The 23001-nt window shown below is 66.1% G+C and carries 24 protein-coding genes; 8 read left to right on the top strand and 16 right to left on the bottom strand.

The window, feature by feature from the left end:
- Positions 1–2: 2 nt before the first annotated feature.
- The gene (locus RM532_RS02535) at positions 3–1199 is read left to right on the top strand and encodes an acetyl-CoA C-acyltransferase (protein ID WP_311651557.1); all 1197 of its coding nucleotides are present in this window, start codon (positions 3–5) and stop codon (positions 1197–1199) included.
- A 16-nt stretch (positions 1200–1215) separates the two neighbouring features.
- Here RM532_RS02535 and RM532_RS02530 read toward each other — a convergent pair whose 3' ends face one another.
- The 9 genes from RM532_RS02530 to acs form a co-directional block, all read right to left on the bottom strand.
- On the bottom strand, positions 1216–2220 hold the full coding sequence (locus RM532_RS02530) for an ABC transporter substrate-binding protein (RefSeq protein WP_311651556.1): 1005 nt from the start codon (positions 2218–2220) through the stop codon (positions 1216–1218).
- Between the two features lie 267 nt (positions 2221–2487).
- Entirely contained in the window at positions 2488–2937 is a 450-nt protein-coding gene (phaR, locus tag RM532_RS02525; protein WP_311651555.1) for a polyhydroxyalkanoate synthesis repressor PhaR, read from the bottom strand.
- A gap of 64 nt (positions 2938–3001) precedes the next feature.
- Complete coding sequence (gene phbB / locus RM532_RS02520) at positions 3002–3757, bottom strand: acetoacetyl-CoA reductase (RefSeq protein WP_311651554.1); 756 nt, start codon at positions 3755–3757, stop codon at positions 3002–3004.
- 38 nt (positions 3758–3795) lie between these two features.
- Positions 3796–4977 carry an acetyl-CoA C-acetyltransferase gene (locus tag RM532_RS02515; RefSeq protein ID WP_311651553.1) on the bottom strand — a complete coding sequence of 394 codons (1182 nt, stop codon included), beginning with the start codon at positions 4975–4977 and terminating at the stop codon, positions 3796–3798.
- A 31-nt stretch (positions 4978–5008) separates the two neighbouring features.
- Positions 5009–6787 carry a PHA/PHB synthase family protein gene (locus RM532_RS02510; protein WP_311651552.1) on the bottom strand — a complete coding sequence of 593 codons (1779 nt, stop codon included), beginning with the start codon at positions 6785–6787 and terminating at the stop codon, positions 5009–5011.
- Between the two features lie 147 nt (positions 6788–6934).
- Positions 6935–7288 carry a hypothetical protein gene (locus tag RM532_RS02505; RefSeq protein WP_311651551.1) on the bottom strand — a complete coding sequence of 118 codons (354 nt, stop codon included), beginning with the start codon at positions 7286–7288 and terminating at the stop codon, positions 6935–6937.
- 123 nt (positions 7289–7411) lie between these two features.
- A complete protein-coding gene (locus RM532_RS02500; RefSeq protein WP_311651550.1) occupies positions 7412–7795 on the bottom strand; it encodes a rhodanese-like domain-containing protein in 384 nt (127 codons plus the stop codon).
- Entirely contained in the window at positions 7792–8127 is a 336-nt protein-coding gene (locus RM532_RS02495) for a thioredoxin family protein (RefSeq protein ID WP_311651548.1), read from the bottom strand. The genes RM532_RS02500 and RM532_RS02495 overlap by 4 nt, the downstream gene beginning before the upstream one ends.
- A 3-nt stretch (positions 8128–8130) precedes the next feature.
- Positions 8131–10083 carry an acetate--CoA ligase gene (acs, locus tag RM532_RS02490; RefSeq protein ID WP_311651547.1) on the bottom strand — a complete coding sequence of 651 codons (1953 nt, stop codon included), beginning with the start codon at positions 10081–10083 and terminating at the stop codon, positions 8131–8133.
- Positions 10084–10383: 300 nt separating this feature from the next.
- Here acs and RM532_RS02485 point away from each other — a divergent pair, with 300 nt between their 5' ends.
- From RM532_RS02485 to RM532_RS02460, 6 genes are all read left to right on the top strand, one after another.
- On the top strand, positions 10384–10695 hold the full coding sequence (locus RM532_RS02485) for a c-type cytochrome (RefSeq protein ID WP_311651546.1): 312 nt from the start codon (positions 10384–10386) through the stop codon (positions 10693–10695).
- Complete coding sequence (locus RM532_RS02480) at positions 10695–11990, top strand: FCSD flavin-binding domain-containing protein (RefSeq protein WP_311651545.1); 1296 nt, start codon at positions 10695–10697, stop codon at positions 11988–11990. The genes RM532_RS02485 and RM532_RS02480 overlap by 1 nt, the downstream gene beginning before the upstream one ends.
- Positions 11991–12123: 133 nt before the next feature.
- A complete protein-coding gene (locus tag RM532_RS02475) occupies positions 12124–12870 on the top strand; it encodes a MotA/TolQ/ExbB proton channel family protein (protein WP_311651544.1) in 747 nt (248 codons plus the stop codon).
- Between the two features lie 22 nt (positions 12871–12892).
- Positions 12893–13498 carry a hypothetical protein gene (locus RM532_RS02470; protein ID WP_311651543.1) on the top strand — a complete coding sequence of 202 codons (606 nt, stop codon included), beginning with the start codon at positions 12893–12895 and terminating at the stop codon, positions 13496–13498.
- Between the two features lie 79 nt (positions 13499–13577).
- Positions 13578–14096 (top strand): hypothetical protein, encoded by a 519-nt coding sequence (locus RM532_RS02465; protein ID WP_311651542.1) that lies wholly within the window; start codon positions 13578–13580, stop codon positions 14094–14096.
- Positions 14093–14812, top strand: a complete 720-nt coding sequence (locus tag RM532_RS02460) for a hypothetical protein (protein WP_311651541.1) — start codon at positions 14093–14095, stop codon at positions 14810–14812. The genes RM532_RS02465 and RM532_RS02460 overlap by 4 nt, the downstream gene beginning before the upstream one ends.
- 9 nt (positions 14813–14821) lie before the next feature.
- Here RM532_RS02460 and RM532_RS02455 read toward each other — a convergent pair whose 3' ends face one another.
- The 6 genes from RM532_RS02455 to RM532_RS02430 form a co-directional block, all read right to left on the bottom strand.
- Positions 14822–15754 carry a quinoprotein relay system zinc metallohydrolase 1 gene (locus RM532_RS02455; protein WP_311651540.1) on the bottom strand — a complete coding sequence of 311 codons (933 nt, stop codon included), beginning with the start codon at positions 15752–15754 and terminating at the stop codon, positions 14822–14824.
- Complete coding sequence (locus tag RM532_RS02450) at positions 15751–16524, bottom strand: quinoprotein dehydrogenase-associated SoxYZ-like carrier (protein ID WP_311651539.1); 774 nt, start codon at positions 16522–16524, stop codon at positions 15751–15753. Before RM532_RS02450 ends, RM532_RS02455 begins: the two co-directional genes overlap by 4 nt.
- A 124-nt stretch (positions 16525–16648) precedes the next feature.
- Positions 16649–17539 (bottom strand): substrate-binding periplasmic protein, encoded by an 891-nt coding sequence (locus tag RM532_RS02445; protein WP_311651538.1) that lies wholly within the window; start codon positions 17537–17539, stop codon positions 16649–16651.
- 60 nt (positions 17540–17599) lie between these two features.
- Positions 17600–18058, bottom strand: coding sequence for a cytochrome c-550 PedF (gene pedF / locus RM532_RS02440; RefSeq protein ID WP_311651536.1), 459 nt, complete (start codon positions 18056–18058; stop codon positions 17600–17602).
- Positions 18059–18156: 98 nt separating this feature from the next.
- Positions 18157–19920: a PQQ-dependent methanol/ethanol family dehydrogenase gene (locus RM532_RS02435; RefSeq protein WP_311651535.1), complete on the bottom strand. Its 1764-nt coding sequence runs from the start codon at positions 19918–19920 to the stop codon at positions 18157–18159.
- A gap of 297 nt (positions 19921–20217) precedes the next feature.
- On the bottom strand, positions 20218–21441 hold the full coding sequence (locus RM532_RS02430) for a M48 family metallopeptidase (RefSeq protein ID WP_311651534.1): 1224 nt from the start codon (positions 21439–21441) through the stop codon (positions 20218–20220).
- A 59-nt stretch (positions 21442–21500) separates the two neighbouring features.
- Between RM532_RS02430 and RM532_RS02425 the strand changes: the two genes are divergently transcribed.
- Positions 21501–22523 carry a 3-oxoacyl-ACP synthase III family protein gene (locus RM532_RS02425; RefSeq protein WP_311651533.1) on the top strand — a complete coding sequence of 341 codons (1023 nt, stop codon included), beginning with the start codon at positions 21501–21503 and terminating at the stop codon, positions 22521–22523.
- 13 nt (positions 22524–22536) lie between these two features.
- Here the strand turns inward: RM532_RS02425 and RM532_RS02420 are convergent, their stop codons facing one another.
- Positions 22537–22851: a hypothetical protein gene (locus RM532_RS02420; RefSeq protein WP_311651532.1), complete on the bottom strand. Its 315-nt coding sequence runs from the start codon at positions 22849–22851 to the stop codon at positions 22537–22539.
- Between the last annotated feature and the right edge of the window lie 150 nt (positions 22852–23001).

Raw genomic sequence — 23001 nt, 5'->3', positions numbered from 1 at the left:
TCATGACCGACACCGCATCCACCGACCCCGTCGTCATTGCCGGCATGGCCCGCACCCCCATGGGGGGGCTGATGGGCAGCCTGAGCACCTTGTCCGCCGGCGAACTCGGCGCCGTTGCGATCCGCGCCGCAGTCGAGCGCGCGGGCCTGGACGCCGCGCAGGTACAGGAAGTGATCATGGGCAACGTCCTGTCCGCCGGACAGGGCCAGGCGCCGGCCCGCCAGGCCAGCCTGGGCGCCGGGCTGCCACAGGGTGCGGGCTGCACCACGGTCAACAAGATGTGCGGCTCGGGCATGAAGGCGATGATGCTGGCCCACGATCTGCTGCTGGCCGGCAGCGCTGACGTGATGGTGGCCGGCGGCATGGAAAGCATGTCCAACGCGCCCTATCTGCTGGCGAAGGCCCGCGGCGGCTTCCGGCTGGGTCATGGCGAGATCAAGGATCACATGTTCCTCGACGGGCTGGAGGACGCCTACGACCGGGGCCGCCTGATGGGCAGCTTCGCTGAAAACTGCGCCGACAAGTACGCGTTCTCCCGCGAGGCACAGGATGCCTTCGCGGTGTCGTCACTGGAGCGGGCCCGCCGCGCCAGCGAAAGCGGTGACTTCGACGCCGAACTGGCACCGGTGGAAATCACCACCCGCAAGGGCAGCGACACCATCGACCGTGACGAGCAGCCCTTCGCCACCAACACCGACAAGATCCCCGGCCTCAAGCCCGCCTTCAAGCCGGACGGCACCATCACTGCGGCCAATGCCAGCTCCATTTCCGATGGCGCCGCCGCGGTGGTGCTGGTTCGGGAAAGCCGGGCCCGCGCGCTGGGCCTGACCCCGCTGGCCCGGGTGGTCGGGCACGCCAGCCATGCGCAGGAGCCGGGCTGGTTCACCACCGCGCCGGTAGGCGCCATGCGCAAGCTGTTCGACGCCACCGGCTGGTCCGCGGACGACGTGGGGCTCTACGAGATCAACGAGGCCTTCGCCGTGGTCACCATGGCCGCCATGCAGGAATTCGATCTGCCCGCCGACCGGGTGAACGTCAATGGCGGCGCCTGCGCCCTGGGGCATCCCATCGGGGCGTCGGGCACGCGCATCGTGGTAACCCTGCTGGCCGCAATGGCGGCCCGGGGCGTCGACCGGGGCATGGCATCCCTGTGCATCGGTGGCGGCGAGGCCACGGCGGTGGCACTCGAACGGATGTAATCCGGGGGCAGCCGCTTCAGGGTAACCGGAACCCCGCCCAGAACAGGTCGTCGGGCAGGGTTTCGAGATCTCCGGCCAGTTCGTCCCCTGCCTCCTCGGCAAGAATGTCGAAGACCTGCTCGGCCGCCTCGATCTGGGGCGGACCGTATTCGCGCGGAATCCCGTCGCGGTAACCGCTGCGGATGGCGGCAAATACTGCGCTGGTTTCGGGTTTCACGAGATGGCGCACGCTCTCCCAGGGGGCATCGGAGGCTGCCAGGATCGACTTGGCCTCGAAACTGGCCGCCAGGAAGTCGCGCAACAGCGCGCCGTTGGCATCCGCCCAGTCCTGCTCGAACACCCAGCCGAGCACCGGCGGCGACGTGGCCACGCCCAGTTCGTCGAATATCTCGCCCAGGGTGATCAGCGGCACCATCCCCAGGGCCTGGAGCCGGGCATTGTAGTGCCAGTAGTTGATCGCCGCCGGGAGTTCGCCGTCCAGCATCATCTGATTGACCGCTGGCGGCCCGGCGAAGCGTGGCTGTACCAGCGATTCCAGGTCCATTGACGCCCGCTGGTCGGCGTAGGCGCGCAGCAGCAGCCAGGTCTTGTCCAGGCGGCCACCGGCGATGCCGATGTCGCGGCCGGTCAGATCCGCCAGCTCGTCGATGTCTGCGCCCGGATTGACCATGACTGCCCCCACTGCCAGCGAGTAGGGGGCGAACTGGTAGCGCTGGCCGCCGGCCCGCTGGCGCGCGGCCCACAGCCAGTCGGACACGATCAGCTCAACCCGACCCTCGGCGAGCGCCTCGGTCATGGCGGACTCGGAGGCCATCGGCAGCAGTTCCAGGCGGATGCCGCGCTCGCGGGCCAGCCCCCGCTCCCGGATGACCGTGAGCTCCCAGTTGACCGTGCCGTATTCGAGCACACCCACGCGCAGGGTCTGAATGGAGGACTCATCACTGCAGGCAGCCAGCAGCGGCAGCAGGCAGCAGGTGGCAAACCACCGGGCCCGGCGCAGTCGTTGTCCGAGCGCGGCCAAGAGACCGGCCGGCCGACGGGGGTACTCAATCGTCGGGCCGGCCGGAACGCCGCGATTTGGCGGGAGAGGAGTGAAGTGCACGGAGGCGCCGATCAACCCGCGACCGACGGCCCGATACCCACTCCACCGGGGGTTGAGCAAACTCCTTGCCAAACCGGAAATGCCTCGATAACGACAGAAAATGAACGCTGCATGCGGGTGCCCTGCGTCGCAGCCATGACAGGCCGGCAACGCATTGATGCAGACCCGCGACAGATGACGCGGGCGCTAGTCGGAATCCTCGTCACGCGACCGGCGTCGCGGCTCGTCCTGCCACGGCGACCACCATGCCATATTCCGCCGGCCGAGTTCGGCCAGCGCCTCCCAGGGCCCGCGCTCGACCATGTCGCCCACGCGCGTATGCACGTCATCCACCTGATCGATGAATAGCGCCACGCTCTCTTCCAGATAGGTGGTCATGTAATCCTGCAGTGCGTGACCGCGAAAGCGGATCAGGTTCTGCAGCAGCGCCTGGCTGAGAATGGGGCGCCCCTGATCCTCGGCGTCGACGATGATCTGCAGCATCAGTGCCCGGGTGATGTCGTCGCCGGTAGCCTTGTCGCGGACCTCCAGCGCCACCCCCTGCTCCACCATCTCGCGCAACTGGCCGAGGTTGAGGAACCTGCCCGTTTCGGTATCGTAGAGACGGCGGTTGGGGTATTTCCGGATCACGCGCATGACCGGATTATCCGCCCCGCCGGACGGGGGTGCAAAGCCCGTCCGGCCGCCGGATTCAAAGTGGTCAGTGGATGAAGTGACCGCCGTTGACCGTGAAGTCGGCCCCGGTGATCCAGCCCGCCTGCTCCGAGGCCGCGAACGTCACCATGCTGGCTATATCCTCGGGCTGGCCGAACCGGCCAATGGGGATCTCGGCCTCGATGCCGGCGCGGATGTCTTCCGGCACCGCCCGGATCATGGGGCTGTCGATGTAACCGGGGGAGATGGTGTTCACGGTCACGCCCTTGCGTGCCACTTCCCGGGCCACGGCCATGGTGAAACCGTGCACGCCGGCCTTGGCCGCCGAGTAGTTGGCCTGACCGAACTGCCCCTTCTGGCCGTTGATGGAACTGATGTTGATCACCCGGCCCCAGCCGCGGTCGCTCATGCCTTCGATGACATTGCGGGTGCAGTTGTAGATGCCGCCCAGATTGATGTCGATGACCTTCTGCCAGGTCTCGGGGTCCATCTTCTTGAGCGGCTTGTCCTTGGTGATGCCGGCCACGTTGACCAGGATGTCCACCGGGCCGAACTCGGCCTCGCCTTCGGCAATGGCCGCCCTGGTGGCCTCGAAGTCCGACACGTCGAACTCCAGCAGCTTGATCCGGCAGCCCTCCTTCTTCTCGTCGGCCACCAGCTGTTCGGCCACTTCCTTGTGGAAGCCGGCGTGGCCGGCCAGCAGCTTGCACCCGGCGTTGCCCAGGTAGTGGCAGATCATGCGGCCGATCGCGCCATTGGCGCCGGTGACCAGCGCCACCCTGTCCTTGAGATTGATCTTCATGTGTCGCCCCTCTACTCCTTTCCTGATGGTTTCGGTTGCTAGCGTTCCAGCGCCACGGCCACGCCCTGTCCGCCACCGATGCACAGCGTGGCCAGACCCTTGTGCACGTCGCGCTTGATCATCTCGTGGATCAGCGTCACCAGAATGCGGCAGCCCGAGGCGCCGATCGGGTGCCCAAGGGCAATGGCCCCGCCGTTGACGTTGACCAGGTCGAGGTCCCACTCGAGTTCGCGGGTTACGGCCAGGGCCTGGGCGGCGAAGGCCTCGTTGGCCTCGATCAGCTCCAGGTCCCCGACCTGCCAGCCGGCCCGTGACAGACAGCGTTTGGTGGCCGGAACCGGCCCGATCCCCATGATCGCCGGGTCGACCCCGGCGTTGCCGTAGGCGGCGATACGCGCCAGCGGGGTCAGACCCAGCGCATTGGCGCGAGTCTCGCTCATCACCATCACCACCGCGGCACCGTCATTCAGGCCCGAGGCGTTGGCCGCGGTGACCGTGCCCTCCTTCTGGAACGCCGGCTTCATCCCGGCCAGACCCTCGGCAGTGACGCCCGCGCGGGGGAACTCGTCGCGGTCGAACGGTACCGGATCCCCCTTGCGCTGGGGCACCTCCACTGGAGTCACCTCGTCCTCGAACCGACCGTGCTTGAGCGCTTCCTCGGCCCGCTGCTGCGAGGTGGCGGCGAAGGCATCCTGTTCCTCGCGGGAAATGTTGTATTTCTTCGCGAGGTTTTCGGCAGTCACGCCCATGTGGAAGCTGTTGAAGGCGTCCCAGAGGCCATCCGAGATCATCGAATCCACCAGCTTGGCGTCGCCCATCTTGGTGCCGTTGCGCGAGCCGGGCAGCACATGCGGGGCTGCGCTCATGTTTTCCTGCCCGCCGGCGATCACGATGTCGGCGTCGCCCAGGGCGATCGACTGGGCCGCCAGCATCACCGTACGCAGACCGCTGCCGCAGACCTTGTTGATGGTCATGGCCGGCACGCTGTCGGGCAGGCCGGCGTTGATCGAGGCCTGGCGGGCCGGATTCTGGCCGACGCCGGCGGTGAGTACCTGGCCGAGCACCACCTCGTCCACCTGCTTGCCTTCCACGCCGGTGTCGGCGAGCAGGCCGCGAATGACATGGCTGCCCAGCTCGGTCGCGGGGATTCCGGCCAGGGTGCCGCCGAAGCTGCCGATGGCGGTGCGCTTCGCGGCCACGATGACTGCCTGTTGGGTCATGGTTTCACTCTCCTTGCAAATCGGTTAGCGGTTAGCGCTGGTGAACGTAGGTGCCGGGGGCGTCCGCCAGGGAATCGCCCATGGCCGGCGGCGCCACCTTGTTGCCGGAATGCCCCGCCAGCCAGGCCTGCCAGGCCGGCCACCAGGAGCCCTGCTCGGGTTCGGCCCGCTCGAAGAATTCGTCGGGGGACAGATAGCGGTCGTCCGGGCCCCAGCGGTACTGGCGATAACGCCGGCGCGGATGGCCCGGTGGAGTGATGATGCCGGCGTTGTGGCCACCGCTGGTCAGCAGGAAGGTGAGATCGTCGCTCTGAGACAGCAGACAGATCTTGTAGGCCGAGTGCCAGGGAGCGATGTGGTCGGTTTCGGTGCCCACGGCGAAGATCGGCACCCGGATATCCTTGATCGCGATCGGGCGACTATCAACAAGATACTGGCCCTGGGCCAGCTCGTTGTGTAGATACAGCCGGCGCAGGTACTCGGTGTGCATGCGGTAGGGCATGCGGGTGGCGTCGGCATTCCAGGCCATGAGGGCGATGCCGCGGCCATCGACACCGAGCAGATAGTTGTCCACCAACGGTTGCCAGACCATGTCGCTGGCCCGCAGCAGCTTGAAGGCCCCGGCCATCTGGTCGGCCTCCAGCACCCCCTTGCGATTCATCATGTGGTCCAGCCAGGTGAGCTGGGCCTCGTTGATAAACAGCTTGAGCTCACCCGCCAGGGTGAAATCGCTCTGTGCCGCCAGAAGGGTGAGCGAGGCCAGCCGGTCGTCCCCGTCGCGGGCCATGGTGGCGGCGGTGATCGACATCAGGGTGCCGCCCACGCAGTAGCCCATGGCGTGCACCGGCCGCTCGGGCAACAGCTCGCCGATGGCGTCCAGCGCCGCCATTGGACCGAGGGTGCGGTAGTCGTCCATGCCCAGGTCCCGGTCACCGGCATCCGGATTCTTCCAGGACACGATGAACACCGTGTGGCCCTGATCGAGCAGATAGCGGACCATCGACTGGCCCTCGGCCAGGTCCAGGATGTAGAACTTCATGATCCAGGCCGGCACGATCAGCACCGGTTCCGGGTGCACCCGCCTGGTGGTGGGCTCATACTGGATCAGTTCGATCAACCGGTTGCGGTACACCACCCGGCCCGGCGTGGTCGCCAGATTCTCGCCCACCTTGAAATCCGCCAGCGCGGCCGGGGGCTGACCGGTCTTGTCGCGGTAGACGTCGCGCACCAGATTGCGCGCGCCGCGCAGCAGGTTGGCACCCTTCTCCTGCCAGGTGGTACGCAACACCTGCGGGTTGGTCAGCGGGAAGTTGCCGGGGGCGATGCTGTCCAGCAGCCGGTCGTTGAAGAATCGCACCAGCGCCGCATCCTCATCGGAGACGCCGCGCACGCCGGTGGCGGCCTCGCGCCACCATTCCCGGCGCAGCAAAAACGCCTGTTCCAGCAGCGAGAACGGCGGATTGCGCCAGCCCTCGTCGACAAAGCGGCGGTCGCCGGCCTCGGGCTCCACCTCGCGCGGGGCGGCCGCGCCCTGGATCATCGTGTTGAGGGTGAAACGGCCCATGCGCCGGTACTGGCGCGCCCAGGCCTCGACCAGCTGCCCGGCCTTGCCGGGGGACAGGCCCAGATGCATGGCCCAGTCGGCATAGGCCAGCAGGATTCGCGGCAGCGGCAACCCCGAACTGGCCCGCGCCACCGCCACGCCGGCCGCGCGGTCGATGCGTTCGGCAATGCGATCGCTTAGCCAGCGGCTGCTGACCAAGTCCGTCATCGCCCCGGCCGTTGCCATGTCGGCAGGTTGGTTCGTCATCCTCGCACCCTGGTCGTTTGCCGCCTGATGGCGGTCTGCCTCTATTGGTTGTCACCGGCGTGAACCCACGCCGACCGGTCCTCTGCGGGACCGATGGCCGCGAAGGCCGGCGGCGTCGACCGCCGGCCTCCGAGGCTGTTCAGCAGGTCAGACACTTGCTTGTGCGCCCGCCTTGAGGTCGTCGAACTGCTGCGTCCAGCCCTGCACCGTTTCCCGGCCCAGCGCCTGTAGCGCGGTGCCGGTTTCAGTGGCGGTGGCGCGCAGGGTTTCGGCGTAACCGTTCCCGGCATCCTGCAGCGCGCTCATGGCGCTGCTGTCCTGCCAATCGCCATCCGCCACCGCCTTGCACTGCGCGGCGCCGGCGCTGACCCAGGCATCCGCCAGGCGCAGTTGGGCTTCCACCAGCGTGCCCATGGCATCGACACCGATATCGGCGGCCCGGGCAGCAGGCTCGAACAGTTGCTTGCCGGCATTCATCACGTCATCGAATCCGTTGATCATGAGGTCACCCTATGGTTGAAATGCATCCGGATTTTTGCGATGCAAAAACTCCGTAACGCCATTTATAGTTATTTTTGGAAGCTATTTCAACCCTCGGTTCATAATTTTTTTGCGACGCAGAAGTCATGAAGACTCATGACCGGCATCCCGCCAGGCCTCGAAGCCGCCGGCGATATGCGCGGCATCGGCCCGGCCCATGCGGTATGCCGTGTGTGCGGCAAGGGCCGAGCGCCAGCCACTGCGACAGAAGAACAGCAACTGCGGCGCGGCCGCCAGTTCCGGCTTGTGGTAAGGCGAGGCCGGATCCAGCCAGAACTCGAGCATGCCGCGCGGGCAGTGATAGGCACCGGGAATCCGGCCATCGCGATCCAGTTCGCGGATATCGCGCACGTCCACGAACAGCACGCCCTCGCGACCGAGCCATTGACCGGCTTCATCCACGCTCAGGGTTCGAATATCGCGCTCGGCAGCCTCGACCATCGCCGCGGCCGTGAGGGGATCGCTCATGCGGCATCTCCCGCGTGATGTTGCAGAAAGGCATCAAGTTGCTGGCGGCGCTGGAACCCGTTCTTGACGCCGAGACGCTGGCCGTCCTGAAACAGCATCAGTGTCGGCGCGCCACGCAGCTCATGGGTCTGCACCAGCGAGGGGTCGTCCGCCAGATCCACCAGCGCGATGTCCACGCGATCGCCCCACTGCGCCGCCAGTTCCTCCAGCTGCGGTATCTGGCGTTCACACCAGGGACAATCCGGCTTGATGAAGGTGACCAGCAACGGCCGGCCGCCATCGGCCAGCCGCTGTTCCAGTGCCTGCGGCGTCAACCGCGTCGTGCCGATCATGATCTACCCCCGCAGCTGGTCCAGGATGGCGGGGTTCTCGAGCGTGGAGGTGTCCTGGGTGATGTCCTCGCCTTTGGCGATGGACTTCAGCAGCCGCCGCATGATCTTGCCCGAACGGGTCTTGGGCAAACCTTCGGCGATGCGCACCTCCTCCGGCCGGGCCAGCGCACCCAGCTGCTCGGTGACATGCTTGCGCAGTTCCTGATCCAGGCCTTCCTCGTCGGCGTAGCCAGTCTTCAGCACCACGAAGGCCATGATCGCCTCGCCCTTGACCTCGTGCGGGAAACCCACCACCGCGGCCTCCGCCACCGCCTTGTGGGCTACCAGGGCGGATTCGACCTCCATCGTGCCCAGGCGATGGCCGGACACGTTCACCACGTCGTCGATGCGGCCCAGAATCCAGAAGTAGTGGTCATCATCGCGCTGGGCGGAATCACCGGCGATGTAGACCCGGTCTCCGAACTTGAAGAAATAGGTGTCCCTGAACCGCTGATCATCGCCCCAGACGGTGCGCAGCATCGACGGCCAGGGCTTGGTGACCACCAGATAACCGCCGACGTTGGGCTGGGTAACCTCGTTGCCCTCCTCGTCGTAGATGGTGGCGGCGATGCCCGGCAGCGGTCGGGTGCAGGAACCGGGCTTGAGCGTGGTCTGGCCGGGCAGCGGCGAGATCATGATGCTGCCGGTTTCGGTCTGCCACCAGGTGTCCACGATCGGGCAGTTGTTCTTGCCGATGGTCTCGCGATACCACATCCAGGCTTCCGGGTTGATCGGCTCGCCCACCGTGCCCAGCAGGCGCAGCGAGGACAGGTCGTAATCCTTCGGAATGTCGTCGCCGGCCTTCATCAGCGCGCGGATGGCGGTGGGCGCGGTGTAGAAGATCGTGACGTTGTGATCCTGCACCATGCGCCAGAAGCGCCCGGCATCCGGATAGGTGGGCACGCCCTCGAACATGATCTGCGTGACACCCACCGCGGTGGGGCCATAGCAGATATAGGTGTGGCCGGTGATCCAGCCGACGTCGGCGGTGCACCAGTAGACGTCATCGGCATGCAGGTCGAACACCCACTTGTTGGTCATGATCGCGCCCAGCAGATAGCCGCCGGAGGAATGCTGGACACCCTTGGGCTTGCCGGTGGACCCCGAGGTGTAGAGAATGAACAGTGGATGCTCGGGATCCACCCATTCGGGTTCGCACTCCGTGGCCTGACCGGCCACCACGTCGGCCCAGCTGATGTCGCGATCCGGGTTCATGCTGACGTCGAGCCCGCCGTGCAGCAGCACCACGGACTTCTCGATCGACGGGCAGCCAGCGTCCAGGGCCTTGTCGGTCATGGATTTGAGCGGCACTTCCTTGCCGCCGCGCAGGTTCCCGTCCGCGGTGATCAGGAGCTTGGCCTCGGCATCGTTGATGCGATCGCGCAGGGCCTCGGAAGAAAACCCGCCGAACACCACCGAATGGATGGCACCGATCCGAGCGCAGGCCTGCATCGCGTACACTGCCTCCGGCACCATCGGCATGTAGATCACCACGCGGTCGCCCTTGCCCACGCCCAGGGCCTTCAGCCCGTTGGCGAAGCGGCAGACTTCGTCGTGGAATTCCTGGAAGGTGATGCGGCGGACCTCGTCGCCGGCATCGTTCTCCCAGATGAAGGCGAGCTTGTCGGCCTTGTCGGCCAGATGCCGGTCGATGCAATTGTGCGATACGTTGAGCTTGCCGCCCACGAACCACTTGAAGAATGGCGCATTACTGTCGTCCAGTGCCTGCTCGAAGTCCTGCTGCCAGTCGATTTCCGCGCGGGCAAGATCGCCCCAGAAGCCGGCGTGATCTTCCTCCGCCCGGGCATTCAGCGCGTCGAAATCCGCCTGGCTTAGCACGCTGTTGTCGATGAACTTCTGCGGCGGCGCAAAGGTGCGGTTTTCCTTGAGGACCGATTCGATCTGGTTGCTCGACATGTCTGTCTTTCGCCTCCGATTCCGTTTGAATCTCGCTGACTGTTATGTAACTCGGGCGGTTGCAAGCGCAAAACCGCCGGCTGACGTACCCTTTAGCACGTTGCGTGCCATGATCCGCCCAGTGCCGTGAACACGCCTGCACGCGGCAACTGTCAAACCCCTTCGAGTGTGACACAGTGTCACGCGGGGCTCACGACCGTTCGCGCGCTGCAACATAAGACTTTGGTCGCAGCGGCGAACAACTCGGGAACCAATCGATGCCGGCGACCCTGTCGCCATTCTGCGGACTCGCAACAGACCATGCACACGTCGACCCACATCCTGCGAATCATCCTGCTGATGGCGGCCGCGGTCACCGGCTGCAGCGACGATCCGGCGCCACCGCCGGCGCCGCCGCTGGCCCTGGCCTGCCTCGGCTGCCACGGCCCGGCCGGCCGTTCGGAGGGCGACATTCCGGACCTGGCCGGCATGCCACGCGAGCGGTTTCTCGCCCGCATGGCCGAATTCGCGGCCGGGGGCGGCGACGTAATGAATCGTGTCGCGCCGGCCTACGGCCCGCAGGAACTGGCCCGTCTGGCCGACTACTTCGCCGAGCTGGAGTCGACCCCCTGATGGGCCTGTCCCGGCGCGAGCTACTGCGGGGCGCTGCCGGCATCGCCGGTCTCGGCATGTTCGGGGCGGGATTCTCGGCGACCCCGGCCGAGGGCCGGGTGGTGATTGTCGGCGGCGGCTTTGGCGGCGCCACCTGCGCCCGCTACCTGCGGGCGATCGCGCCGGCCGTGTCGGTCACGCTGATCGAACGCCGGACCCGGTTGGCCACCGGGCCGTTCTGCAACACGGTAGTCGCCGGGCTCAACCCGATCGAGGCAATCACGGTTGATCACCGCGCCCTGGCTGCGGCCGGGGTGAACGTCGTGCAGGCCGACGTCCGCGATCTTGATCCGGTGGCCCGGCGCGTGCGCCTGCCCGATGGCGACACGCTGGCCGCGGATCATCTGGTGGTCGCCCCGGGCATCGATTTCGACTGGTTCCCGATCGAGGGCTACGGCCCCAAGGTCACCGACGCCCTGCCCCATGCCTGGACCGCGGATCGCGACCAGATCGTCAACCTGCGCAACCAGCTCCGGGCGATGCCGGAGGACGGGGTGGTGGCCATCGCCATTCCGCCGAACCCCTATCGCTGTCCGCCCGGCCCCTATGAGCGGGCCAGCCTGATCGGCCACTTTCTCGAGCAGCACAAGCCGCGGGCCAAGCTCCTTTTGCTGGACGCCAAGGACCATTTTTCCAAGGAGGCGCTGTTCCGGGCCGGCTGGGCGGAGCACTACGGCGAGCGCATCGAATGGATCGGGCGGCCGCAGGGCGGCGCGGTAGTCGCGGTGGACGCCGGCAACCGGACGCTGGTTACCGCTGGTGGCGAGCGCGTCCGCGCCGACGTGATCAACGTGATTCCGCCGCAGATTGCCGGGGCCCTGGCCCGGGACGTGGACCTGACCGACATCAGCGACTGGGCGCCGGTAGACCACCGCAGCTTCGAATCCACCCGCCATCGCCGCGTGCACGTGCTCGGCGATGCCTGCCAGGGCGGGCCGATGCCGAAATCCGGCTACGCCGCCAACGTGCAGGGCAAGATCTGCGCGCACGCCATCGCCGCCAGCCTGGCTGGTGACACCTTTGCGGGCACCCGGCTGATCAACGCCTGCTACAGCCTGGTCACGCCCGATCACGGCATCAGTGTGTCCCAGGTCTACGACCTCAACGGACGGCATTTCGCGGCCATAGAGGATGCTGGCGGCACCTCGCCACTAGCGGCCTCGGTGGACGACCGGGCCCGGGTGGCGGGGTATGCCCGTAGCTGGTACCGCAACATCGTGCGCGATACCTTCGGCGATCCGACCAACATCGGGTGATGACGCGGGCTGTCGCGATTGCGGCGCGCAGCGTCACCCTGCGTCCCGATCCCGGGGCGTCCGGCCCGTGCCGGGTCGGCGTAACCGCGTCTTATCCGACGGCATAGACATTGCTGTAATGTTGCGGACAATCATGAACCCGCCCCCAGCCATCAACCGCACCCTTGCCTCACCTCCGGCCTACGGATTGCTGCAGGCCTGGCTGATTCTGGTCGGCGTGGTCGGCTTCACCGCCTACCTCGCCCGCGACTTCGGCATCATCGACGAGTTGCTCAGCCAGGACGCCACCCGGCTGTGCCTGCTGATCATGCTGGCGTTCGTCGGGGCCAGCCTGCACTGCGGCGCCCGAAGCCTGTGGCTGTCGCGCGAGATCCGGCGTTTCGACGAGATCGAAGGCGCGCAGTTCGAGGGCCCGGGGCTGCAGCTCGACCACGACGGCGAGCTTGCCAGCGGCAACCGGCGGCTGCCGGACTCGCTTTGCGGCGACTATCTGGCGGGGCTACTGGCGCGCCGGCAGCGCAACGGCCTGTCCTCGCCCGAGTACAGCCAGCTAACTGACGTGCTCAACGAACGCATCCGCGGTACCCACGAGTTCGGCTGGTTCGTGACCGGCCTGCTGATCAAGCTCGGCCTGCTGGGCACGGTCATCGGTTTCATCATCATGCTGGGGGCGGTGGACAGTGCCGGCTCCTTCGACGTGGCCGCGGTCCAGCAACTGCTGGGCAGCATGAGCGAAGGCATGAGCGTGGCCCTCTACACCACCCTGACGGGCCTTAGCGCCAGCATGGTGCTGGGCCTGCAGTACCTGATGCTCGACCGCGCTGCGGACAGCCTGCTGGCCCGCGTGGTGCATTTCGCCGAACGCCGGCTGGCGGTCTAACCCGGCCTGCACGCACCGCATCATGGCGTTCCGCCGCAAGCACCGGGACTTCGACCAGGACCCGTTCACCGACCTGCTGTTCAACGCGCTGCTGGGTTTCACCTTCATGTTCCTGGTGGCGATCATGTTCCTGAATCCGCCCACCAAGACCGGCATCGTCGATCCCAAGGCGGAATACATCATCACCGCCACCTGGGAGGAAGGCCGCCCGGATGATCTGGATCTATGGGTTCAGGGTCCCGGCAACGAGGTGGTGTGGTTCCGCAATCAGGAAGCCGACCTGATGCACCTGGACCGGGATGACCGCGGCACGGTGAACGATCAGCTGGTCGTGGACGGGCAGGCGGTGAAGAATCCCCTGAATCAGGAAGTGGTCACCATCCGCGGGCAGGCGCCGGGTGAGTACATCGTCAACCTGCACTACTACAATACCCAGACCAAGCGCCCGCTGGACGCCGAGGTGGAGATCGTCAAGGTCAATCCGCGGCTGGAGGTGGTCTACCACGGAACGGTGCGGCTGGAACGCCTGGGCCAGGAGAAGACCGCCGCCCGGTTCACCGTCGCGCGGGACGGTAGCGTGACCGACGTGAACACCCTGCCTGCGTCTCTGGTCAGCGTGGACCGCTGACCGATGGCCGGGCTGATGCAGCCCACAAAACGACAAACGGACCCGGCGCGAACGCGATCGGCCGACAGGAGGACAACGGATGACCGAAGCGGTACTTTACCTGGCCCTGGCCTATGCGGCCCTGGGCGTGGTGATTCTGGGTCTCAACGTCTACAGCCGCTGGCCGCTGTGGGTGAAGCTCGGCACCATCGCTGCGGTGACCGGTTTCTATTTCGTCACCTGGCACTCGCTGCAGGGAGTGCTGGGCTGGCCGGCCCGGGTTGACCTGCCCGACCGCTTCATCCTGCTGTCCACCTCGATCCACGAACCCAACAAGTCCACCGGCGAGCCCGGCCGAGTGCATCTGTGGGTGACGCCGGTGGGGGCGGACGACCGGCCCATGGATCAGCCCCGCGCCTTCGAACTGCCCTACGACGACACGCTGCATTCCCGCCTTGAAGAGGCCAAGAAGGAGATGCGAAACGGGGTAATGCAGATCGGCAAGGCCGAACCCAGCACCGGTGAGCAGGAAGACGCCACCGACACCACCCGTTTCTCCCGTCGCGAGCAGGACGTCAGCTTCGAGAAGATGCCCGACCCGGCGCTGCCCGAGAAATGAGGGCCCGCGGACGGCTTCTGGCACTGTGCCTGGCACCCGCCGCATGGTTGCTGGGCGGCTGCGGCCAGGATATCGAGCACACTTGGTTCCCGCTGGCCGACGGGCTGCACTGGGAGTATCGCGTCACCCGCACCGACGCCCGGGGACAGCGCGAGGTGGAATCCTTTTCGCAGACCAATCTCGGTCGCACCACGCTGCAGGGCACGACGGTATTCGAGCGCCGAAACAGCCATGGTACGCACTACTTCATCGAGGCACGCGAGGACGGCCTCTACCGGCTGGCATCACAGAACATCGGCGATTTCCACCCGCAGATGGATCGGCCGCCGCGGCTGATCCTGCCCGACCCGCCGGAGCGGATCACCGAATGGCGCGCCCCCACGGTCACCTACCTGCTCAAACGAATCTTCCCGTTCGAACGCCACTACCGCCACCGGGCGTCGATCAAGCTGGAGTTCCGGGTGGCGGCCACCGGCGTATCGGTCACCGTGCCGGCCGGGAGATTCGACAACTGCCTGCGGGTGGATGCCGAAGCCGAGATCCAGGTGTCGTCGGACCCCCGCTATGGTCCGGCCCCGGTCCCGATTACCCAGAGCGAGTGGTACTGTCCGGACACCGGGCTGGTCAAGCTGACCCGACACGAGGAGCTGGATTCCGACCAGGCGGCCATCATCGGCGGCGACCTGCAAATGGAGTTGATCCGGTTCGACGACTGATGCGATCGGTCAGGGACTCTCCACCGGCTCCAGGACACCGGCCTCGATGTCCGGATACAGATGCGATACCGAGCGGCGGAACTCCGGCGTGATCACGGCCAGGCCGCGCCACCGGTAGGGCAGTTCCTGCATCATGATTTCCGGCATGTCGAGACCATGGCGCGCCGCGGCATTGAGATTGCGCCACAGCCAACTCAGATAGGCCTGGGTCTGGGCGATGGCCTCGGCGTCATCACGCACCGGCCCGTGGCCCGGCACCAGCGTTTCGAACTCGCGCTGGCCCAGCGTGTGAAGCCCTTCCACCCAGGTAGCTACATCCGCGTTCGGGGTGGTCGGCGTGCGATTAAGAAAGGCCAGATCGCCGGCGAACAGTACGCCGGTCCGATGGTCCAGGATCGCCAGGTCGGCCCCGGTATGCCCCTGCATGCCGATCAGTTCCAGCTCATGCCTACCAAAGGTGACCCGGCTGCCGCCGGTCACTTCCTGCGTGGGCGGCAGGGATTCGGTGCCACGCATGGCCCCGCCCACCAGGTTGTACATGTTGGTGGTCAGATCGCCGCCGATATCGCGAATCTGCTTGATGGTCCCGGCCAGCGCGCCGACGTCGACGTCGGCGAATGCCTGATTGCCCAGGTAGTGGTCGGGATGGTGATGGGTGATATACACCTGCACCACCGGCTGATCGGTGACCCCGGCAATTGCCACGCGCATGGCTTCGCCGTAGAGGCGCGACGGGCCGGTGTCGATCACCACCACGCCCTCGTCGGTGACGATGAACCCGGTGTTCACGATATTGCCGAGGTTGTCGTAGCTGAAATGTTCCAGCGCCCCCACGAACACATAAGTATTCTCGGCCACCCGCTGCGGGGTCAGGTCGTAGGGATTGGCGGCTGCCGCCAGCGGCGACGTCAGCGCCGCTATCAGCCACAACCAGCGCGTCATGGCGCAGCCGGGGCCGGCAGGGTGGCAGCGAAGCGGTTGCCGTTGTTATCGCGACCGGACAGGGCCACCGGCCCGCGGTAACGCAGGTTGACGCTGATCACCGGATTCTCGGACACCGGCTCGAAGGGCTTGAGACGCGCCAGGGTCTCGCCCGCCGGCGTGGCCAACGTAACGTCGGTGATGTGGAATACCGGGATACCGGCGGCCAAACCGGTATCCATGGGATGCACCACCCGGAAACGCAGCCGCTCGCGTTCCGGGCCTCGCGCCCAGGCCTTGCCGGAAATCTCGCCCAGTCGCGATTCCCAGATCGGGGATCCCGCCGCCACGCTGGGGGCCGTGCAGCCGCCGCCGGCAGCCTCAATCCACATGCCGCCGACATGCCAGACGCCATCGGCCGTGCGCATGGCCGCGCGTACCGGCGTGGCCTGCTGAATCTTGAACCGGAAGGACAGGGTCGGCGCCGCCCGCTCGGGGTAGTACTCCAGAATCTTGGTGATCGGATTGAGATCGGCGAACACCACCACCGATTCCACATCCGGCAAATCCGGGGCCTCGACCATTACCGGGGTTTCCATCGCATCCTCGGCATACCCGGCCGACAGCACCCGTACCCGGTCGTCGAACACGATTTCCGCGTCCTCGCCCAGGTGCTTGGCAACCATGCTGTCCCATTGCGGGGACTCCAGCGGGTCGTCGGGAATGGCAGCCATGCCGACGGCACAGACCAGCCAGAGGCTCGCGGCGGTCATCCGGGTGAGGTATCGCATGGTCAATCTCCTGCGGCCGCGCGGCGTTCGGTACGCAAAGACTTCATGGCCGGCATCGCGAACGGCGCAGGGAGAATACGTCGCCGGTCAGTCCACCGACGCACGTCGCCCGTGGCACGCCGAATCAGCGGCCGGCTGTACTATCCGAGTCAGCCGCGTCCGCCGGGGCCCGGTAGGGCACGCCGTAATCGGTGAAGATTTCCTCCAGCCGCCCCGAATTGCGCAGCTCGGTCATGGCTTCACCCAGCGCCCGCGCCAGCGCCGGATTGCCGGCCTTGATCGCCAGGCCCACATCCCAGTCGTTCTGGTACAGCCCGGTGAGCTGTACCTGACGGATATCGATATTCTCGCTCTCGAGCATGTTCACGGCGCCACGCAGTTCACCCAGGGGTGCCATCACCCCGGCGAGTTCGCCCTTGTTGAACGCGCGCATGGCCTCGGGAACGCTCTTGAAGTGCTCGACGTCATCCCGCAGCTGGCCCTGAAAGGCCGAGGTCAGGTAGAAGTCGCCGAGCGTGTCCAGTTGCACACCGATCTTGTTGCCGGCCAGCGCCAGCGGGCTATCCACGTCGGCCCCGAAACGCTCGGCGTCGTACACGAAACCCATGGTCTCGTTGTAGTAGGCGCCGAGGAAGGTGGCCTGATCGTTTTCCGCCTGGAATGACGGGGCCATGCCCACATGCAGCATGGCATCGGCCGGCTTGCGCCCGATGTAGTGCCCCTTCCAGACCATGTTGCGAATGTCGTCGCCCATGGACTCGTCGGCGGGAAACGCATTGATGGTGGTGGACACGCCGAGCTTGTCGCCCAGTGCCTTCGCGATTTCCACGTCAATGCCGGCGTAACCGCCGCTTTCGGCCTTGTAGGACCAGGGCGGGAAACTGTCGTAGACCGCGATCTCGACGCGGCCACGTTCCTTGATTTCGTCGAGCTTGTCGGCCCGATCGTCCTGAGCGCTCGCGCTGCCGGTAACGACAGCCAGGGCAAGCGCCAGCAATGCTGTTTTCACAGCCATGACATGCCTCAACTTGTTGAATGAAGGACGCCGGTCTGACACCGGCGTCGGCAGGCGGTTCTATTTCGCCTTTTCGTAAAGTTCGGCGAGATCCTTGTCCTTGTATTCGTAATGCCGCTTGTCAATGTACGACAGGATGGCCCACATCGCCTCCTGATCGAAAACGTCCTCGAAGGCCGGCATGTAGGTGACGCCGTTACGCTGTACGCCGCTCCGAACCTTGTTGATGAAGTACTCATCGTAGTGCAGGCCCAGCTCGCGCAGGTCCGGGGCAATGCCGCCGGATTGTGCTTGCAGGCCATGGCAACGGGCACAATTCTGGTTGTACGCCGATGCGCCGATCTTGATCGCTTCCTTGTTCCCGCGGTAGGGATTTTCGGATAGCCACTTGCCGTCCGGCAGGTCCTTGAGACCCTCGGTGTCCACCGCCTGCGGCGCCACGTCACCGTGGGCATAGATCGCGGAGGCCGAAGCCACCAGTGCCAGTGCGGTAACGAATCGAATCTTGCTGTTGATCATCTGCGCTTTCCGTTCTCGAGAAATGTTCGTCATTCGTCCCGCAAGGCGGGGGCTGGCGGCACATGGCCGCACAGCCCCCTGTTCGCACGGGACCTGGTTTACTGCAGTTCGTCCGGGATCTTGAACACCCAGACACTGCCACCCTGGTTCAGGAATTTAACCCGCTTGGCAACTTCGCCGCCCCACAGCGGGACCGCGCCACCCCAACCGGAAGTCACGGCCACGTACTGGTCGCCGCCCTCTTCCCAGGTAATGGGCTGGCCGACCACGCCCGAGCCGGTCTGGAACTTCCAGAGTTCCTCGCCGTTACGAGCGTCCACCGCCTTCAGATAGCCTTCCGGCGTACCGAAGAACACGAGGTTGCCCGCGGTGGTCATGGTGCCGCTCCAAAGCGGCGCGTTGTTCTTGACCTGCCACTTGATCTCGCCGGTCTTGGGGTCGATCGCGCGCACGGAACCGATGTAATCCTCATACAGCGGCTGGATATTGAAGCCCGCACCCAGGAAGGCTGCACCGGCCTTGTAGGTGATCGGCTCGTTCCAGATATCCATACCCCATTCGTTGCTCGGCACGTAGAACAGGCCGGTACCCGGGTTGTAGGACATCGGCATCCAGTTCTTGGCCCCGAGGAAGGACGGCGCCACGAACACCGACTCGCCCTTCTTGCCTTCGGTCTTCGAGGGGTCACCCGGACGGTTGCCGGTTTCCACCGGACGGCCGGTCTTCTGATCGATCTTTTCAGCCCAGGTGATCTTGGACACGAACGGCGAGGCGCTGCGCATCTCGCCATTGGTGCGATCGAGCACGTAGAAGAAGCCGTTGCGGTCGGCCGAAGCGCAGTACTTGCCGCTGTCCATGTTGAACGGCACGCACATGTTCACGCCGTCATAGTCCCAGGCATCGTTCGGGGTCTTCTGGAAGGCCCACTCGATCTTGCCGTTCTCGGGGTTGAGCGCGACGATCGAGGTCGAGTAGAGGTTGTCGCCCGGACGCAGATGCGAATTCCACGGCGCCGGGTTGCCGGTACCAAAGTAGGCCATGCCGGTTTCCGGGTCGTACGTGCCACCGAGCCAGGTCGCGGCGCCGCCATGCTTCCACATGTCGCCCGGCCAGCTCTTGCCGCGCTCACCGGTGATGCCGTTGTCGACCATCTTGTCGCCCTTGCGGATCTTGCCCATGTGGCCTTCGACCACCGGGCGCACCCACTGCATCTTGCCCGACTGGGCATCACGGGCTTCCACCCGACCGATGACGCCGAACTCGCCCCCGGACACCCCGGTCAGAATCATGTCACCGACCACCAGCGGGGCGGCGGTGTAGGAATAGCCGTCCTTGAAATTGTCGATGGTTTCCTGCCACACGACATCGCCGGATTCCTGGTCCAGGGCCACCAGCTTCGCGTCCAGGGTGCCGAAGATGAACAGGTCGCCATGCAGCGCGCCGCCACGGTTGACCACGTCACAGCAGGGCAGAATGCCTTCCGGCAGACGATGCTCGTACTGCCAGATCTCCTCACCCGTCTCGCTGTCGATCGCCCAGGCCCGCGAATAGGAGCCGGTGACGTACATCACGCCGTCCTTGACCAGCGGCTGGGATTCCTGGCCGCGCTGCTTTTCGCCGCCGAAGGAAAACGACCACGCCGGATACAGGTGCTCGACGTTGTCGGCGTTGATCTTGTCCAGCGGGCTGTAGCGCTGGGTCTGAGTGCCCATGCCGTTGTGCAGGACGTCACCGGTGGACTGCTGGTCGTTGTTGATCTCGTCCCAGCTCACGCCCGCGGATGCTGCGGTGGAAACGGCCAGTGCCGTGGCCCCCACCGTCAGCAGGCTTCCGCGCAGCCAATTCTTGGTTGCAGAACTCATTGATTCAATCTCCTCGTCAGTCGCTCTTGACTTGTCGTGTTGCGTCTCCACTGCCGCGTGCCAACGGCAGTCTCCCGGTGCCATCAGGCAAGTCCGATGCCATTTCTGTCAGGGCATCGCCAGACGGCGCCATCACCTTGCTTGCGGGCCGATCGTCGCCGGCTTGGAAGCGGGACTGGAGCTTATCACTACGGCGGAGACTGATCATGAGATGCCGTCCGGGCGACACGGTGCACAACAGGCGGCCGGACTGTCCCGCAGCCATTACAGACTGTAACGGCACAAACGGGGCCGGGATTAGCTCGACCCTTGCTGCAACGCCGCAAGACGCTGGTCGGGCGGCGGATGCGACGCATGGAACGCCGCATAGAGCGGATCGGCGGCCAGGGCGGCCGCGTTCCGGGTCAGCAGCTTGTGCAACGCCGATACCAGGGCGCCGGCATCGGCATGACGCACGGCGAAGGCATCGGCCTCGAACTCGTAGCGCCGCAGACAGGCGGCCAGCCAGGGCTGCAGCGGCCAGGCCATCAGCGGCAGTAACAGATACCCGGCCGCCAGCCATGCGCCCGCCATTGCCGGTACGCCCAGCGCGCCCAGCCAGCCCCATTCACCGGCAGCGCCGAGACCAACGATCCCGACCATCAGCAGCCCCCCGAGGCGGGCATAGTGACGACGGATATGCCCTTCGCGATCGTGCCCGAGTTCGTGTGCCAGCACCGCCTCGATCTCGTCATCATCGAGTTCGCGGATGAGGGTGTCGAACAGCACCACCCGCTTGGCCCGGCCGAAGCCGGCGAAATAGGCATTGGCCAGCGCCGAGCGCCGCGACCCGTCCATCACGAACATGCTCTCGGCGCGGGCACCACAGCGCTCGATCATGGCTTCCAGGCGCTCGCGCAGCGGCCCCTGTTCCAGCGCCTCGAAACGGTTGAACAGCGGCGCGATGAGCCGCGGTTGCGCCCATAACAGGAATCCGCCCGCCAGCACCGCCGCCAGCGCACTGAGCCCCCAGCCCGGCGGGCCCATGAGCATCACCGGCAGCAGCAGCGCCAGGCCGCCCCCAGCGAGCAGCGCAGCCGCCAGCGCCGCCTTGATCAGGGCATCCCGGGCGAACAGCAGCGGGGTCATCCGGTTGAAGCCGAAGCGGGTGTCCACCACGAAAACCTGGATCAGCCGCGGCGGCACCCGCAGACATTCATGGATGCCGGCGAAGGCCGCCAGCAGCAGCACCTGACCCACCCAGCCGGCCGGCATCAGGGCAGCCAGCGCGGCCAGCCCGCCGCCCAGCGTCCAGACAACCGCCAGCAGCACGGTCCAGCCGGAATCCGCCAGACGCGTCAGCAACCGGGCGCGGCCGTAGGCGCAGGCACGGGCATGCTTGTCCGGCGCCACCGAGTCAGCGAACATCGCCGGCACCCGGGCCGTGGCCAGGAATCGCGCCTGACGCCGGGCCAGGTAGGCCTGCACCGCCCAGCCAAGCAACACCCAGATCATCACCAACAGGGAAATCGTGCTTGCCATAGCCGGTCGAAGGTATCAGATTTACAGGTTGACCCCGACCGCAAGCAACGCGACCGATAATGCACGCCGCGATAGAAGCCATCGCCTATATTCTTCCCGCCCGCACCGAGACCAGCGAGGGGCTCGCCCGCGCCCATCCGGACTGGCCGCTGGAAAAACTGGTGGAGCGCACCGGCGTACGCATCCGCCATGTGGCCGGCGACGACGAATGCGCCTCGGACCTGGCCGTGGACGCCGCCCGGCGCCTGTTCGCCGACCACAACTTCGAACCCGGCGACTTCGACTTCGTGCTGTTCTGCACCCAGACGCCCGACTACCTGGTGCCCACCACCGCCTGCCTGCTGCAGGAACGGCTGGGCATGCCCACCTCGGTGGGCGCCATGGACATGAATCTTGGCTGTTCCGGCTACATCTACGGCCTGGGCATGGCCAAGGGCCTGATCGAAACCGGCCAGGCCCGGCGCGTGCTGCTGGTCACCGCGGACACCTACAGCAAGTTCGTGCATCCGCGGGACAAGAGCGTGCGCGCCCTGTTCGGCGACGCCGCGGCGGTTACGTCGGTCGTCGCCACCGACGACGGCCCGGCGATCGGCCCTTTCGTCTACGGCACCGACGGGTCCGGAGCGGAAGACCTGATCGTGCCCATGAGCGGCATGCGTCAGCGCTTCGGCAACGCCCCACCCCCGGACGTGCCCGACCGCTTCGGCAATGTGCGCAGCGCCCAGCACATCCACATGAACGGCAAGGGCGTGGTCGATTTCACCCTGCGCGAAGTACCCGGCGCGGTGCGCGCCATCTGCGAACGCAGCGGTCTGTCACTGGATGAGTTCGACGCCGTGGTGCCGCACCAGGCCAGCGCCAAGGTGCTGGAAGGGCTGCGACGCAAGATCGGGCTGACCGAGGACCGTTTTCTGGTCTACATGCAGGAGATCGGCAACACCGTCTCCTGCAGCATCCCGATTGCGCTGGCCCGCGCCCACGAGGACGGCAAGCTCCGTCCCGGCGCCCGGCTGCTGCTGGTGGGATTCGGGGTCGGCCTGTCCTGGGGGGCAACCGTCGTGCGCTGGCCGGACAACGCCTAACCGCAGCGGCCGGCTATTCGTCCGGGAACGGCTCGTAGTCGCGCATCGCGCGGCAGTAAAGCGACCGCCGATTCTCGTTGTACTGCGAGCCACCCACCGCGCCCGTATCCACCTTCTCGGTGTAATGCTCGCAGCGATCCCTGAACACCTCCACCGCGTGCTCGCGACAAGCACGATAAATATCCGTGCCACGCTGGTAGTTGGTGCAGACCGTGTCGAGGTCGATGCGCCCCCACCAGCCCTTTTCCCAGGAGACCGGGGGCTTGGGCGCTGCCAGGGCCGTGCCGGCGGCATAGCCGGCAACAACGACATCAGGATGATCCTGCACGACCAGGATTCGAACACGCCATGCTTCACGGGTGGCTCCGGCAGTTCTCGGGACGTCGGCGACTGGCCTTGCAAACAGTTTGCCAGCAACGCCGGCGGCGAGCGAGCTACCGGAAAGCCTGAGCCGGGAGCGGCGCCGCGTCGTGCGGTG

Origin of the sequence: Spectribacter hydrogenoxidans (genome assembly GCF_031846275.1) — a bacterium.
Lineage (GTDB): Bacteria > Pseudomonadota > Gammaproteobacteria > Nevskiales > Salinisphaeraceae > Spectribacter > Spectribacter hydrogenoxidans.
Note: the sequence above shows the minus strand (reverse complement) of the source record. Positions and strands in the feature narration are given on the sequence as shown.